14 protein-coding genes are annotated in these 14,803 nt (G+C 70.5%); 3 read left to right on the forward strand and 11 right to left on the reverse strand.

Going from position 1 to position 14,803, the window contains the following annotated elements; translation table 11 throughout:
- The first annotated feature begins 20 nt into the window (after positions 1-20).
- The 3 genes from efp to mnmC all read left to right on the forward strand — a co-directional run bounded on the left by efp (position 21) and on the right by mnmC (position 3,614).
- Complete coding sequence (gene efp, locus VFR90_RS13835) at positions 21-575, forward strand: elongation factor P (RefSeq protein WP_326406728.1); 555 nt, start codon at positions 21-23, stop codon at positions 573-575.
- A gap of 115 nt (positions 576-690) precedes the next feature.
- Positions 691-1,653 carry a heme-dependent oxidative N-demethylase subunit alpha family protein gene (locus VFR90_RS13840; protein WP_326406729.1) on the forward strand — a complete coding sequence of 321 codons (963 nt, stop codon included), beginning with the start codon at positions 691-693 and terminating at the stop codon, positions 1,651-1,653.
- Positions 1,650-3,614, forward strand: a complete 1,965-nt coding sequence (mnmC, locus tag VFR90_RS13845) for a bifunctional tRNA (5-methylaminomethyl-2-thiouridine)(34)-methyltransferase MnmC2/FAD-dependent 5-carboxymethylaminomethyl-2-thiouridine(34) oxidoreductase MnmC1 (protein ID WP_326406730.1) — start codon at positions 1,650-1,652, stop codon at positions 3,612-3,614. Before VFR90_RS13840 ends, mnmC begins: the two co-directional genes overlap by 4 nt.
- Here mnmC and VFR90_RS13850 read toward each other — a convergent pair.
- The 11 genes from VFR90_RS13850 to VFR90_RS13900 form a co-directional block, all read right to left on the reverse strand.
- Positions 3,590-4,372, reverse strand: coding sequence for a TrmH family RNA methyltransferase (locus tag VFR90_RS13850; RefSeq protein ID WP_326406731.1), 783 nt, complete (start codon positions 4,370-4,372; stop codon positions 3,590-3,592). The two genes, mnmC and VFR90_RS13850, sit on opposite strands and share 25 nt — an antisense overlap.
- On the reverse strand, positions 4,369-5,085 hold the full coding sequence (gene rnhB / locus VFR90_RS13855; protein ID WP_326406732.1) for a ribonuclease HII: 717 nt from the start codon (positions 5,083-5,085) through the stop codon (positions 4,369-4,371). Before rnhB ends, VFR90_RS13850 begins: the two co-directional genes overlap by 4 nt.
- The gene (gene lpxB, locus VFR90_RS13860; RefSeq protein ID WP_326406733.1) at positions 5,078-6,208 is read right to left on the reverse strand and encodes a lipid-A-disaccharide synthase; all 1,131 of its coding nucleotides are present in this window, start codon (positions 6,206-6,208) and stop codon (positions 5,078-5,080) included. Before lpxB ends, rnhB begins: the two co-directional genes overlap by 8 nt.
- Positions 6,209-6,219: 11 nt before the next feature.
- Positions 6,220-7,008, reverse strand: coding sequence for an acyl-ACP--UDP-N-acetylglucosamine O-acyltransferase (gene lpxA / locus VFR90_RS13865; protein ID WP_326406734.1), 789 nt, complete (start codon positions 7,006-7,008; stop codon positions 6,220-6,222).
- Between the two features lie 7 nt (positions 7,009-7,015).
- Positions 7,016-7,447 (reverse strand): 3-hydroxyacyl-ACP dehydratase FabZ, encoded by a 432-nt coding sequence (fabZ, locus tag VFR90_RS13870; protein WP_326406735.1) that lies wholly within the window; start codon positions 7,445-7,447, stop codon positions 7,016-7,018.
- A gap of 21 nt (positions 7,448-7,468) precedes the next feature.
- Positions 7,469-8,530: a UDP-3-O-(3-hydroxymyristoyl)glucosamine N-acyltransferase gene (gene lpxD, locus VFR90_RS13875; protein ID WP_326406736.1), complete on the reverse strand. Its 1,062-nt coding sequence runs from the start codon at positions 8,528-8,530 to the stop codon at positions 7,469-7,471.
- Positions 8,531-8,553: 23 nt separating this feature from the next.
- Positions 8,554-9,066 carry an OmpH/Skp family outer membrane protein gene (locus VFR90_RS13880; protein ID WP_326406737.1) on the reverse strand — a complete coding sequence of 171 codons (513 nt, stop codon included), beginning with the start codon at positions 9,064-9,066 and terminating at the stop codon, positions 8,554-8,556.
- A complete protein-coding gene (bamA, locus tag VFR90_RS13885) occupies positions 9,066-11,330 on the reverse strand; it encodes an outer membrane protein assembly factor BamA (protein WP_326406860.1) in 2,265 nt (754 codons plus the stop codon). Before bamA ends, VFR90_RS13880 begins: the two co-directional genes overlap by 1 nt.
- Positions 11,331-11,414: 84 nt before the next feature.
- Positions 11,415-12,773 (reverse strand): RIP metalloprotease RseP, encoded by a 1,359-nt coding sequence (gene rseP, locus VFR90_RS13890; RefSeq protein WP_326406738.1) that lies wholly within the window; start codon positions 12,771-12,773, stop codon positions 11,415-11,417.
- Positions 12,770-13,948: a 1-deoxy-D-xylulose-5-phosphate reductoisomerase gene (locus tag VFR90_RS13895; protein WP_326406739.1), complete on the reverse strand. Its 1,179-nt coding sequence runs from the start codon at positions 13,946-13,948 to the stop codon at positions 12,770-12,772. Before VFR90_RS13895 ends, rseP begins: the two co-directional genes overlap by 4 nt.
- Positions 13,945-14,790 carry a phosphatidate cytidylyltransferase gene (locus VFR90_RS13900; protein WP_326406740.1) on the reverse strand — a complete coding sequence of 282 codons (846 nt, stop codon included), beginning with the start codon at positions 14,788-14,790 and terminating at the stop codon, positions 13,945-13,947. The genes VFR90_RS13895 and VFR90_RS13900 overlap by 4 nt, the downstream gene beginning before the upstream one ends.
- Positions 14,791-14,803: the final 13 nt, after the last annotated feature.

Consider the following 14,803-nt stretch of genomic DNA (forward strand, 5'->3'; position numbering starts at 1 on the left):
CAACACGACAGGACGCTCCAATGAAACTCGCCCAGGAAATCCGCGCCGGTAACGTGATCATGCAAGGCAAGGACCCGATGGTCGTGCTGAAGACGGAGTACAGCCGTGGCGGCCGCAACTCCGCGACGGTGCGCATGAAGATGAAGAACCTGCTCAACGGCGCCGGCGCCGAAGTGGTCTTCAAGGCCGACGACAAGATGGACCAGATCGTGCTCGAGAAGAAGGAGTGCACCTACTCCTACTTCGCCGATCCGATGTACGCCTTCATGGACGCCGAGTACAACCAGTTCGAGATCGAAGCCGAGAACATGGGCGACGCGATCCAGTACCTGGAAGACGGCATGCCGGTCGAGGTGGTGTTCTACGAAGGCAAGGCGATCTCGGTCGAGCTGCCGACCTCACTGGTGCGCGAGATCAGCTACACCGAGCCGGCCGTCAAGGGCGACACCTCGGGCAAGGTGCTCAAGCCGGCGAAGCTCGCCACGGGCTTCGAGATTTCGGTGCCGCTGTTCGTCGCCACCGGCGACAAGGTCGAGATCGACACCCGCACGCACGAATACCGCAAGCGCGTCTGATCCGCTTCGGCGCGCATCGAAAGGGGGCGGCTTCGGCTGCCCTTTCTTTCGTGCGCGGCCGGCGTCGGTCGAAGCGAATGTCCCCGCGACCGGCGCCGCGCCACACTGCACGGCGATGCACGAGCCCGCGCCTGCCGAGAACGATGGCTTCGACTTCGAAGCCGCGGTCGTCGCGCCGTTTCGCATGCGGCCAGGGCTGCGCCGGCTCGCGCCGCTGCGGCGCGTCCTGCACGAACTCGACCCGCGAGGCGCCGTCTTCGCCGAGAAGCTGGGCGTGCTCGCCGAGCACGCCGACGCGGCGCTGGTGGGCCTGGAAGGCAGCGCGGCCTGGCCGGCGCTGCGCGACTTCGTCGCGCAGGCCGCCGACGCGGGCGCGCCGGGGTTGCAGCTCGACGGCGAGCGCGTCCGGGCCGCATCGATCGGCTGGGGCGTCGATGCGGCGGGTGCGCTCGAAGCGGGCGTGAAACCGCATGCCGCCGCAGGCCGCTGCCTGGCGGCCCTGCCGCCGGCACGGCGCCTTGCGGGCCTGCTTGCGCTGACGCTGCACGAGGATCTTGCGCTCGTCGAAGGCCGCGGCGCGACGATGTCCTGGATGGCGGTGTGCCTGCCGTCGCACTGGTCGCCCGCCGAGAAGGTCGGCCGCCCTTTCGCGGCGGTGCATCACCCGGTGCCCGACAACGCGACCTTGATCGCCGCCGCCGAGCACCTGTGCCGGCTGGTCTGCGAGCCGCAGCGCTGGGAGCGCTTCGTCTGGAATCTCACGCCGCACGCTGGCTTCGACCAACATCCGCAGCGACACCCGCGCATGCCGTGGCCGCGCGATGCGGCCGGCGTCGTCGCCCAGGCGCATTGGCGCACCGAGCACCAGAGCTTCGTCCCGCTGCCCGCTCTGAAGCAGGCGATGTTCACCATCCACGTCGAGGTCGTGCCTCTTGCGCGCGCGATCACGACGCCGGCACGCGCCGCACGGCTGCATGCCGCGCTCGCCTCGATGAGCGATCCGGTGCTCGCCTACCGCGGGCTGGTCGATGCGCGCGCTGCGCTGCTCGACTGGCTTGCCGCGCGGGCCGCGCGATGAAGACGGCGCCGATCACGCCGGCGTCGATCGACTTCGGCCACGACGGCCTGCCGCGCGCACGCGCCTTCGGCGACGTCTACCACGCCGCCGGCGGCGCGCTCGCGCAGGCCCGCCACGTCTTCCTCGGCGGCAACGGCCTGCCGCAGCGCTGGGCGCGGCGCGAGCGCTTCGTGATCGTCGAGACCGGCTTCGGGCTGGGCAACAACTTCCTCGCGACGTGGCGAGCCTGGCGCGACGATGCCGAGCGCTGCGAGCGGCTGTGGTTCGTCGCGATGGAGAAGCACCCGCCGCGGCGCGACGACCTGGCGATGGCGGCGCGCGACGACGCGGTGCGCGAGCTCGCGGCCGAGCTGCTCGCGCAATGGCCCCCGCCGACGCCGAACCTGCACCGCCTCGACTTCGACGCCGGCCGCGTGCGCCTGCTGCTCGGCTTCGGCGACGCGGCGGCGCTGCTGGCCGAGTTGGTCGCCGAGGCCGACGCCTTCTTCCTCGACGGCTTCGCGCCGCCGCTGAATCCGCAGATGTGGAGCGCGAGCGTGTTCAAGTCGCTCGGGCGGCTCGCGGCGCCGGGCGCCACCGCGGCGACCTGGTCGGCCGCGCGCGAGGTGCGCGACGGCCTTGGCTCGGCCGGCTTCGTCGTCACGCGCGCTCCAGGCTTCGCCGGCAAGCGCGACATGACGGTCGCGCGCTTCGCGCCGCGGCACCGTGCGCCGGTGCCGGCCGGTGGCCTGCACCGGCACGACGGCGAGCGCGCGGCCGTTGTCGTCGGTGCCGGGCTCGCCGGCGGCGCGGCCGCGTGGGCGCTGGCCCGCGAGGGCTGGCGCGTGACGGTGGTCGATCGCGCGCCGGCCGCCGCGCAGGGTGCCTCGGGCAACCCGGTCGGGCTCTTCCATGGCGTGGTGCACGCCGACGACGGGCCGCATGCCCGCGCACATCGCGCTGCGGCCTTGCGCGCGGCCACGCTGCTCGGGCCCTGGATCGCCGCGGGCCGCTTGCGTGGCGGCGTCAACGGCTTGCTGCGGCTCGATCGCCGCGACGCACCGGACGCTCGCGCGCTCGCCTTCGCGGCCGGCCACGCCGGCTGGCTCGAGCGCGAAGCGGCGCGCGCACGCTGCGGCGGCTTGGCGCTCGAGCAGGCGGCGTGGTGGTTCGAGCACGGCGGCTGGGTCGTGCCGGGCGAGCTGGTGAAAGCGCTGCTCGAGGAGAGCGGCGCCCGCTTCGTCGGCGGCTTCGACGCGCGGCGCATCGAGCGGATCGACGGCCTTTGGCACGTGATCGACGCGCAGGCGCGCATCGAACACGCGCCAGTGCTCGTGCTCGCGACGGCCGAGCGACTGCCGGCGCTGCTCGATGCCGCGACGGCTTCGATGCTCGGGCCGATCGCCGCGGTGCGCGGCCAGCTGAGCGCGATCGACGCGCGCCGCGTCGCCTCGCCGGTGCCGCTCAGCGGCGACGGCTACCTCGCGCCGCCGCTCGACGGCCGCTCGTGGTTCGGTGCGAGCAGCCGGCCGGACGACGACAACGCCTCGCCGTGCGACGCCGATCACCGCGAGAACCGCCTGCGGCTCGCGCGGCTGGTCGGCGATCCGTCGCTGGCGGCCGCGGGCGACGACGAGATCGCTGCGACGCCGGGCCGCGTCGCCTGGCGGGCGATGGCGACCGACCGGCTGCCGCTGGTCGGCGCGCTTGCCGACGCCGAGGCCTGCGGCCTGGCCGAAGCCGGCGGTGCGCGCCTCGACGCGCTGCGCTTCGTGCCGCGTGTGCGCGACGCGGCCGGCGGCCTGCACGTGATCGGCGCGTTCGGCTCGCGCGGCATCGGCTGGTCGATGTTGTGCGGCGAGCTGCTCGCGCACTGGGTCGCCGGCACGCCCTGCCCCGTCGAGGCCGACCTGCGCGACGCGCTCGATCCGGCACGCGCCTGGCTCCGCGCGCGGCGTCAGGCTTCGCGCATCGATTCGTAGAGGCAGACGGCCGCCGCCGCGGCGACGTTCAGCGACTCCTCGCCGCCCGGCTGCGGGATGCGGCGCAGCTCACTGCAGCGCGCCGCGATCGCCGCGGCCACGCCCTGCCCCTCATGGCCGAAGACCCAGGCGCACGGTTTGGGCAAGGCACCGTCGAGCAGGCTGCGCGGCGCATGCGAGCTGGTCGCCACCAGCGGCAGGCCGATCGCGTCGAGCGCCGCGGGCTCCACGCCTTCGACCAGCCGCAGCGAAAAATGCGCCCCCATGCCGGCGCGCAGCACTTTCGGTGAGGCCAAGGCGGCCGTGCCCTTCAGCGCGACGACCTGCCGCACGCCGAAAGCCGCCGCGCTGCGCAGGATGCTGCCGACGTTGCCGGCATCTTGGAGACGATCGAGCACGACGGTCGGCACGCCGGGTTCGATCGCCTCGGTGAAGAGTGCGCCGGGGTCGATCAGGAATCCGATGGAGGCCGGCGATTCGAGCGCGCTGAGCTTCGCGAATTGCGCATCGGGCACGACGGCGATCGTCTCCGCGACACGCGCCAGTGCCTGCAGTTCCGCGCGCGCCCAGCCGCTTTCGCTGAGCACCGCCTGCCGCACCGGCGGCCCGCGCTCGCTGCAGGCGGCGCACAGGTGCTCGCCTTCGAGCCAGACACCGCCGTGCCTGCGGTAGCCGCCGGGATCGTGCGCGAGCTTGCGCAGGCGCACCAGCAACGGGTTGTCGCGGGCGCCGAGGTGCCGGTGCGGCGCCGTGCTCATCGAGCGGCCGGCTGCGCAGCCGCGTCGGCAACAAGCGGGGTCGCCATCGTGATCGAAGGCGTCGCCGCGCCTTGCTCGACCACCACCGCGCGCGCCAGCGCCGCGCGCACCGGCGCGAAGCTGCGCCGGTGCACGATGCAGGCGCCGAGCCGCTGCAGTGCGTCGAGGTGCTCCGGCGTCGGATAGCCCTTGTGCACGGCGAAGCCGTAGCCCGGATGCTGGCTGCACAGCGATTCGCAGAGCCGGTCGCGATGCACCTTGGCGAGGATCGACGCGGCCGAGATCGCCGGCACGATCGCGTCGCCGCCGATCACCGCCTCGGCCTCGACACGCAGCTCGGGCAGCCGGTTGCCATCGACCAGCACGCGCTTCGGCACGAGCCGCAGCCCTTCGACCGCACGGCGCATCGCGAGCATCGTCGCGTGCAGGATGTTCAGGCGGTCGATCTCCTCGACGCTCGCTTCGGCGATCGAGCAGCACAGCGCGCGGTCGAGGATCTGCTCGTAGAGCTTCTCGCGTGTGCGCGCGCCGAGCTGCTTCGAATCGGCGAGGCCGCGGATGCGGCGGCGCGGATCGAGGATCACCGCGGCGGCGACGACCGGGCCGGCCAGCGGGCCCCGGCCGGCCTCGTCGACCCCCGCGACCAGCGCCGGCTCGGGCGCGCGCCAGTCGAGGCCGAGCTGCTCGCCCGAAGGACGCCGCCGGCTAGGCATCGATCACCTCGGCGATCGCGTCGGTCGCGGCGCGCGCCGTGTCGCGGCGCAGCGCGAGGTGCAGCTCGGCGAAGCGCTCGGCGAGGCTTTCTCGGCCGGGCGCATCGTCGAGCCAGCGCAGCGTCGCGGCGGCCAGCGCCTCGGGCGTCATCGCGTCCTGGATGAGTTCGGGCACCACGAAGCGCTCGTGCAGGATGTTCGGCAGGCCGACCCAGGGCTGGTAGCGCATGCGGCTCATGATCTGCCAGTTGAGCCAGGCGACGCGGTAGCCGATCACCATCGGCCGCTTGAACAGCGCGGCTTCGAGCGTCGCGGTGCCGCTGGCGACGATCGCGGCGTCGCAGGCGGCGAGCACTTCGTGGGAGCGGCCGTCGAGCGTCTCGACCGCGTCGCGCGCGCCCGCGGCATCGATGCAGGCTTCGACCGCCTCACGCAGACCGGGGGCGATTGGCAACAGGCAGCGCAGGGCCGGCCGGGCCGCGCGCAACCGGACGGCGGCGCGCAGGAAGTCCGGCGCGATGTTGCGGATCTCGCCGCCGCGCGAGCCGGGCAGCACCGCGACGACCTCGTCGCCCGGGCTCAGGCCCAGTGCGGCTCGCGCAGCGGCGCGTGGCACCTCGAGCGGGATCGCATCGGCCAGCGGGTGGCCGACGTAGCTGGCCGCGACACCCGCTTTCGAAAGCAACGCCGGCTCGAACGGAAACACGCACAGCACGTGGTCGGCCGAGGCCGCGAGCTTGTGGACGCGGCCGCCCCGCCAGGCCCAGATCGACGGGCAGACGAAGTGGATCGTCTTCATGCCGGCCGTCTTCAGCCGCGCTTCGAGGCCGAGGTTGAAATCGGGCGCGTCGATCCCGACGAAGGCCGCGGGCCGCTCGTCGAGCAGCCGGTCGCCGAGCTCGCGGCGCAGCTTGACGAGCGAGCGATAGACGCGGATCACGTCGGCGAAGCCGTGCACCGCGAGGCGGTCGGCCGGCCACCACGCGTCGAAGCCCTCGGCCTGCAGACGCGGGCCACCGATGCCGGCGGCATGAAGCGCCGGCCAGCGCTGCTTCAGGCCGCCCATCAGCAACGCGGCGAGCAGGTCGCCCGAGGCCTCGCCGGCGACCATGCCGAGGCGCATCGCGCGATGCCTCAGCGGACGATGCCGCGCCGGGACGCGCCGAGGAAGGCGAGCACGGCTTCGACGTCGCCGTCGCCGCCCTCGACCGCGCCCTTCAGCGCGGCGATCTCGAGCTTCGACTGCTCCAGGGTCAGGCCGTTGCGGTACAGCAGGCGGTGCATCTGCTTGACCTGCGCGATGCGCGCCGCATCGAAGCCGCGGCGGCGCAGGCCTTCGACGTTGAAGCCGTGCACCTTGGCCGGATTGCCGTCGACCATCATGAAAGGCGGCACGTCCTGCGACAGCGCGGTCTGGAAGCCGGCCATCGCATGCGCACCGATCTTCACGAACTGGTGCACGCCGGTCAGGCCACCGACGATCACCCAGTCGCCCACATGCACATGGCCGGCGAGCGTCGCGAGGTTCGCGAGGATGCAGTGGCTGCCGAGCTGCACGTCGTGCGCGATGTGCACATAGGCCATCACCCAGTTGTCGTTGCCGATCCGGGTGGTGCCCGCGTCCTGCACGGTGCCGCAGTTGAAGGTGCAGAACTCGCGGATGGTGTTGCCGTCGCCGATCTCGAGCGCGGTCGGCTCGCCGGCGTACTTCTTGTCCTGCGGCGCGCCGCCCAGGGCGTTGTGGTGGCCGATGCGGTTGTTCGCGCCGATCGTGGTGCGGCCTTCGATCACGCAGTGCGCGCCGATCGTGGTGCCGGCGCCAATGCGGACATCGGCGCCGATCACGCTGTAGGGGCCGACGCTCACGTCGGCGGCGAGTTCGGCCTTGGGGTCGACCAGCGCGGTCGGGTGGATCAGGCTCATCGAAGACTCAGCCGACCTTGCGCATCGTGCACATCAGCTCGGCCTCGGCGGCGGTCTCGCCGGCGACGCTCGCACGCGCCCTGAACTTGTAGATGCCACCCTTCGAGCGATCGAAATCGACGTCGAGGATCAGCTGGTCACCCGGCTCCACCGGCCGCTTGAAGCGCGCGCCGTCGATGCCGACGAAATAGATCACTGAGTCCTTCTCCTGCTGCTGCTCGGCAAAGCTGAGCAAGGCCGCGGCCTGGGCCAGCGATTCGAGCATCAGTACGCCCGGCATCACCGGCCGGTGCGGAAAGTGGCCGACGAAGTACGGCTCGTTGATCGAAACGTTCTTCAGCGCGCGGATGCGCTTGCCGGCTTCGAGCTCGAGCACGCGATCGACCAGCAGGATCGGGTAGCGATGCGGGAGCTTTTCGAGGATCTTGTGGATGTCCATCTTCTTCGCAGGTGGCGGCCTTCAGGGCGATTCCGCGGCATCGCCGGCGTTGCCGAGCGAGCGTTCGAGTGCGCGCACGCGATCGCGCAGCGCGTATAGCTGCCGCAGCGTCGCGGCGTTCTTTTCGAACGCGCGATTCTCGTCGAGCGGAAAGTAGCCGCTGTAGACACCCGGCTTCGCGATCGAGCGCATCACGGTCGCCTTCGCGGCGATGTGCACGTCGTCGGCGATCGTCAGGTGGCCCGCGAAGCCGGCCTGGCCCGCAACGGTGCAGCGTGCGCCGATCTGCGTGCTGCCGGCGATGCCGACGCAGGCGGCGATCGCGGTGCCCCGCCCGATGCGCACGTTGTGAGCGATCTGGATCAGGTTGTCGAGCTTGACGCCGTCTTCGATCACCGTGTCGTCGAGCGCGCCGCGGTCGATGCAGGTGTTGGCGCCGATCTCGACGTCGTCGCCGATGCGCACTGCGCCGAGTTGTTCGATCTTCACGTAACCAGCCTGGGTCGGCGCGAAGCCGAAGCCGTCGGCGCCGATCACCGCACCGCTGTGGACGATGCCGCGCGCACCGATCGTGCAGCCGAAGGCAACGACCGCTCGTGCATGCAGCCGCGTACCCTCCCCGATGCGCGCACCGCGACCGACGACGCACTGCGCGCCGACGACGGCATCGGCTGCGATCTCCGCCTCGGCCTCCACGACGGCGAGCGGGCCGATGCTGGCCGTCGGATGCACCCGCGCGCTCGGGTCGACCCGCGCGCTCGGATCGACGCCCACCGGCGCCGCGGGCCGCGTGCGCCGCGCCCACCACTGCGTGAGCCGCGCGAAGTAGAGGTAGGGATCGTCGGCGACGATCGCCGCGCCGCGCGAGGCAGCCTCGTTGCGCAACGACGGCGCAACGACGACGCAGCCGGCCGCCGAGCCGGCCAGTTGCACTCGATAACGCGGGTTCGAAAGGAAGGTGATCGCGCTCGCGCCAGCGGCTTCCAGCGTAGCGATGCGGTCGATCGGGGTGTCGGCCGAGCCGACCAATTCGCCGCCGAGAGCGGCGACGATCTCGCGCAGCGTGACGGGAGCGGCGCCCATCACCGCATGCGCGGCCGCCGCGCTCACTTCGCCGAGTTCAGCGCCTTGATCACCTTCTCGGTGATGTCGACGCGCGGGCCGGCGAACACGGCTTCCTGCAGGATGACGTCGTACTTCTCGGTCTCGAAGATCTGCTTGATCACGCGGTTCGCACGATCGACGACGGCCGAGAGTTCTTCGTTCTTGCGCTGATTCAGGTCTTCCTGGAACTCACGGCGCTTGCGCTGGAACTCGCGGTCCTGCTCGACGAGTTCGCGCTGGCGGCGGTTGCGCTCGCTTTCGGCGAGCGTCGGCGCGTCCTTCTCCAGCTTGTCGGAGGCGGCCTTCAGCTTGGCGGCGACGTCGGCGATGTCCTTCTCCCGCTTCGAGAACTCGCTTTCAAGCTTCGCTTGCGCCGCTTTCGCCGGGGCCGCCTCGCGCAGGACGCGCTCGCTGTTGACGTAGCCGATCTTCAGTTCCTGCGCCAGCACGCTCGTCGGCGCCGCGCTCGAAAGAGCCGCCGCCGCGAGCAGCGCCATCCACTGCAAAGTCTTCATCAAAACGCGGTCCCGATCTGGAATTGGAACTTCTGGATTCTATCTTGGGGGAACTTGCGCAAAGGCTCGCCATAGCTGAGCTTCAGAGGGCCGACCGGCGACACCCAGCTCAAGCCGATGCCCGCTGACGCGCGCAGGCTGCTCAGCTCCAGCTTCTCGTCTTCGCCCCAGACGTTGCCGGCATCGACGTAGCCGAACAACCGCAGCGTGCGGTCGTTGCCCGAGCCCGGTACCGGCACGTAGAACTCGGAATTCAGGTTGAGCCGGCGATTGCCGCCGATGTAGGCGCCGGTCACGTCGATCGGCCCGAGCGAGCCTTGGTCGAAGCCGCGCACCGAGCCGAGGCCGCCGCCGTAGAAGTTCTTGAAGATCGGATACGGCCGGCCGCCATAGCCCTTGCCATAGCCGAACTCGGCGTTGAGCCCGAGCGTGAACCGCTTGCCGAACGGCACCCATTGCTGGAACTGGTAGTTGGTGCGCAAGTAACGCGTATCGAGCGCGACGCTCCATTCCGCGTTGATGCGCTGGTAGCGGCCCGAGGTCGGCACCAGCGCGCTGTCGCGGCCATCACGCTGCCAGCCGAGCGTCAGCGGCAGGCTGTCTGTCGTGTCGCCGAACTGCTCGCGGTAGAGGAAGTAGTTGTTCGGGATCGAGGAGCCGGCCTTGATCTTGGTGCGCTCCCAGCCGATGCCGAAGAACACCGTGTCGAACTCGCTGAAAGGCACGCCGAAACGGATCGCCGCGCCCGGCGTGATCAGCTGGTACTCCTCGCCCTGGCTGTTGATCGGCTTCGCGGTGCGGTAGTAGAGATCGACCGCGCGCGAAATGCCGTCGATCGTGAAGTAGGGGTCGACGGTGCTCAGCACCAGGTTGCGGTTGAAGCGGCTGGTGTTGACGTCGAGGCCAAGGTAGTTGCCGCTACCGAAGATGTTGTCCTGGCGGATGCCGAAGGTCAGCGATACCTTGTCGGCGCTGCTGAACCCCGCGCCGAGCTGCAGGTTGCCGGTCGGCTTCTCCTTGACCTCGGCGGTGATGTCCACCTGGTCGGGCGAGCCGGGCACCTCGGAGGTGTCGACCGCTACGTCCGAGAAGTAGCCCAGCCGGTCGACCCGGTCGCGCGACAGCTTGATGCGCCGGCCGTCGTACCAGGACGACTCGAACTGGCGGAACTCGCGGCGCACCACCTCGTCGCGCGTGCGCGTGTTGCCGGCGACGTTGACCCGGCGCACGTAGACGCGCCGGCTCGGGTCGGACACCAGCACGACCTCGACGCGGCCGGTCGATCGGTCGATGTCGGTGCGGGGCTCGATGCGGGCGAAGGCGTAGCCGAAGGCGCCGTAGAGCTCGTTGAAGCGGCGCGTCGTCTCGGCCACGTCCGCCGCGCGATAGGGCTCGCCCGGCTTGATGTTGACCAGCGCCTTGAAGTCGTCTTCCTTGCCGAGGTAGTCGCCTTCGAGGCGCACGCCGGTCACCGTGTAGGGCTGGCCTTCGGTGACATTGATCGTGATCGAGATGTTCTGCTTGTCGGGCGAGATAGCGACTTGCGTCGAATCGACGTTGAACTCGAGGTAGCCGCGATTCAAGTAGTAGCTGCGCAGCGTCTCGATGTCGGCATTGAGCTTGGTGCGCGAGTAGCGGTCGGACTTCGTGTACCAGGTCAGCCAGCCGCTGGTGGACAGCTCGAACTGGCCGAGCAGCGTGCCTTCGCTGAAGGCTTGGTTGCCGACGATGCGGATCTCGGAAATCTTGGCGACCTCGCCTTCGGTCACGGTGAAGGTGACGTTGACGCGATTGCGCTCGACCGGCGTGATCGTCGTCACCACCTCGGCGCCGTAGAGGCTGCGCGTCAGGTACTGGCGCTTGAGCTCCTGTTCGGCGCGGTCGGCGAGCGAGCGGTCGAAGGGCAGGCCTTCGCCGATGCCGACGTCCTTCAACGACTTGCTGAGCGCGTCCTTGTCGAACTCCTTCAAGCCCACGAAGCTGACTGACGAAATGATCGGCCGCTCCTCGACGATCACGACGATCACGTCGTTCTCGACCTCGAGCCGCACGTCCTTGAAAAGGCCGGTGGCGAACAGTGCGCGCAAGGCTGCCGCGCCCTTTTCGTCGTTGTAGGTGTCGCCGATGCGAAACGGCAGCGCGCCGAAGATCGTGCCGGCATCGGCGCGCTGCAGCCCCTCGACGCGGATGTCCTTCAAGGTGAAAGGCTCCACCGCCCACGACGGCGTCGCGCTCAAGGCCGCGACCAGCGCCGCGGACAGCATGCGCAGCCGCCAGCGCGGACGGGAAGACAAGACGGAAAGCGGGGACGGCGCGGCCGTCGAAGCGAGCGGTCGGGAAGAGAGCATTCAGTGCAGGCCGAACAGCCGGGCCACGTCGTTGTAGAGGGCGAGCGACATCATCATCAGCATGACCGCCAGGCCTCCGCGCTGCAGCCGATCCAGCCACACTTCAGAGACTGGCCGCCCTGTCACCGCTTCGAAAAGATGGTACATGAGGTGTCCGCCGTCGAGCATCGGCAACGGCAGCAGGTTCAGCACGCCGAGGCTGACGCTGACCAGCGCGAGGAAGCCGAGGTAGTAGGCCAGACCCATCTGTGCGGACTGGCCCGCGTAGTCGGCGATCGTCAGCGGCCCGCTCAGGTTTTTCAGCGAGGCTTCGCCGATCAGCATCTTGCCCAGCATGCGCAGGCTCAGCACCGAGACCTCCCAGGTGCGCTCGGCGCCGCGCAGCAGGCCTTCGAGCCCGCCGTACCGCACCGTCGCCATCGCCGGCGGCTGGCCGACGACCGCTTCGATGCGCGCGAACACGCGACCCTTGTCCTCGACGACCTTCGGCACGACTTCGATCTCGACCGGCTGCCCTTGCCGCTGCACGCGCCACTGCATCGCGCGGGGCTCGCGGTCGCGCAGCGAGGCGCGAATGACGTTCTGCAGACGATCGGCATCCTCGATGCTGACGCCGTCGACCGACAGCACGCGGTCGCCTTCGCGCAAGCCCGCACGATCGGCCGGCCCCCCGACGACCACACGCCCGAGCACCGCTTCGCGATACGGACCGCCGAGGCCGATCTGCCGCATCAGTTCGGCGTCGACATCGCGGACCTCGATGCGATCGAGCGGCAGGGCCGCGTCGCGCTGGCCGCCGTCGGCCTGGCGCAGCTGCAGCGTGATCGCCTCGCCGTTCAGCGCGGCCTCGGTGACACGCCAGCGCAAATCGTTCATCGAATGGACCGCATGCGCGTTGCCGTCGGCGTCGATCAGCGTTTCGACGACGTCACCGGCCTGGAGGCCGGCCTTCTCCGCGAGGCTTGCGGCCACCGGCGAGCCGATGCGCGCGAGCGGCTCCTCGACGCCCACCCAATAGCTTGCCGCGTACAACACGATCGCGAGCAGCAGGTTCGCCGCGGGCCCCGCCGCGACGATGGCGGAGCGCTGCCACAGCGGCCGCTGGTTGAACGCCCGGCCCTGGTCCGCGGCGCTGACCTCGCCCTCGCGCTCGTCGAGCATCTTCACGTAGCCGCCGAGCGGCAAGGCGGCGACGACGAATTCCGTCTCGCCGCGCTGCCGACGCCAGATCGCGCGGCCGAAGCCGATCGAAAAGCGCAGCACCTTGACCTTGCAGGCGACGGCGACGCGGTAGTGGCCGTACTCGTGCACCACGATCAGGATCGCCAGCGTCACGATGAAGGCAAGCACGGTGGTCATTTCGACATCTCCACATGACGCTCGGCGATGCGGCGCGCTTCGGCATCGAGCGCCAGCAGGCCTTCGAGGGACGCGGCCGACGCGGCCGCCGGCTGCACCCGTTCGATCGTGTGCGCGTTGATCGCATGGATCCGGTCGAAGCGGATGCGTTTCGCGAGGAACGCCGCGACCGCCACTTCGTTCGCGGCGTTCAGCACCGCGGTACTGCCGGCCGGGCCGGCGAGCGCCGCCCACGCGAGCGGCAAGCCGGGAAAGCGCAGCGGGTCGGCGAGCTCGAAGGTGAGTGCGGGGAGCTGCATGAAATCGAGTTGTCCGGCGCCCGAGGCGATGCGATCCGGCCACGCCAGGCCGTAGGCGATCGGCACGCGCATGTCCGGCGTCCCGAGCTGCGCCAGCACCGAGGCATCGCGGCACACGACCATCGAATGCACGATGCTCTGCGGATGGAGCACGACGCGAATCTGCTCGGGCGCCAGATCAAACAGCCAGCGCGCCTCGATCACCTCGAGCGCCTTGTTCATCATCGTCGCGGAGTCGACCGAGATCTTCCGGCCCATCACCCAGTTCGGATGCGCGCAGGCTTCGTCGGGCGTCACGTCGCGCAGGGTCGCGGGGTTGCGCTGACGAAACGGGCCTCCGGATGCGGTGAGCACGATGTGGTCGATGCGCTGCGGCCAGACACCGCGGTCTTCCGGCAGGCACTGGAAGATCGCCGAATGCTCGCTGTCGATCGGCAGCAGCGTAGCGCCGCCCTCCTTCACCGCTTGCATGAAAAGCGCGCCGCCCACGACGAGCGCCTCCTTGTTCGCGAGCAACAGCCGCTTGCCGGCGCGCGCGGCAGCGAGGCAAGGTGCGAGGCCTGCGGCGCCGACGATCGCCGCCATCACCGCATCGGCGTCCGGGTGCGCCGCGATCTCGACCAGCGCGCCTGGGCCTTCGAGCACGTCGACCTTGGTCGCGCCGAGCCGCTCGCGCAGCGCTTGTGCCGCAGTGGCATCGGGCACCACAGCGAAGCGCGGCGCAAACTGCCGGCACTGCGCGGCCAACTCGTCGATACGCCGTTGCGCGCTTAGCGCGAGAACCTCGAAACGCTCGGGATGGCGCGCGATCACGTCGAGCGTGTTGGCGCCGATCGAGCCGGTCGAGCCGAGGATCGCGACCCGCTGCCGAGTCACTTCAGGCTCCCGAGCGAACACAGCGCGAGCGCGGCCGGCAGCACCGGAAGCAGCGCATCGAAGCGGTCGAGCACGCCGCCATGGCCCGGCAGCAGGCCGCTCGAATCCTTGGCGCCGGCGCTGCGCTTGACGAGCGACTCGAACAGGTCGCCCATCACGCTCAGTGCGGTCAAGAACACCAGCGCGAGGGCGAGGCCGACCCAGCCGAGGGCGATGTGCAAGCGGCTGAACACGCTGCTCGCCGGCTCGCCGAGCCGAGGATCGATCGTGATCCACAGCAGCGCCAGCAGCAGCACGCCGAGCATGCCGCTGTAGACACCTTCCCAGCTCTTGCCAGGACTGATCGTCGGTGCGAGCTTGCGGCGGCCGAAAGCCCGGCCGCCGAAGTAGGCGGCGATATCGGCCGCCCAGACGATGCACAGCAGCGACAGCAGAAAGTTCACCCCTTGCACACGCGCGTGCGCGAGCGCCAGCCAGGCGACCCACAACATGCCCGCACCGAGCGCGAGCCGCAAGCCCTGGGGCCGCCGCGGCCAGCGGCCGACGCCGGCGGCGAGCGTCAGCGCACCGAGAACCGCCCACGCGATCAGCGCGCCCCACCACAGCAGCGGCGCGCCCTGCACCGCACCGGCGCCGGCGAACAGCGCCATGCCGGCCCCGACAAGGACCGCAAAGCCGATCGCCGGCGAGGACGCGAGCCCGTTGAGCCGCGCCCATTCCCAAGCCGCTGCGACGACCGCCACGCCCATCAGCGCGATGAACGGCCAAGCGGGCCGGACCCAGAGCGTCGGCAGCAGCAGCATCAGGAGGACCAGCGCGGTGAGGACCCGCTGCTTCAGCATCGCGGCTCGACGA

The sequence above is a fragment of the Methylibium sp. genome (assembly GCF_035762065.1).
Taxonomy (GTDB): domain Bacteria; phylum Pseudomonadota; class Gammaproteobacteria; order Burkholderiales; family Burkholderiaceae_C; genus Methylibium.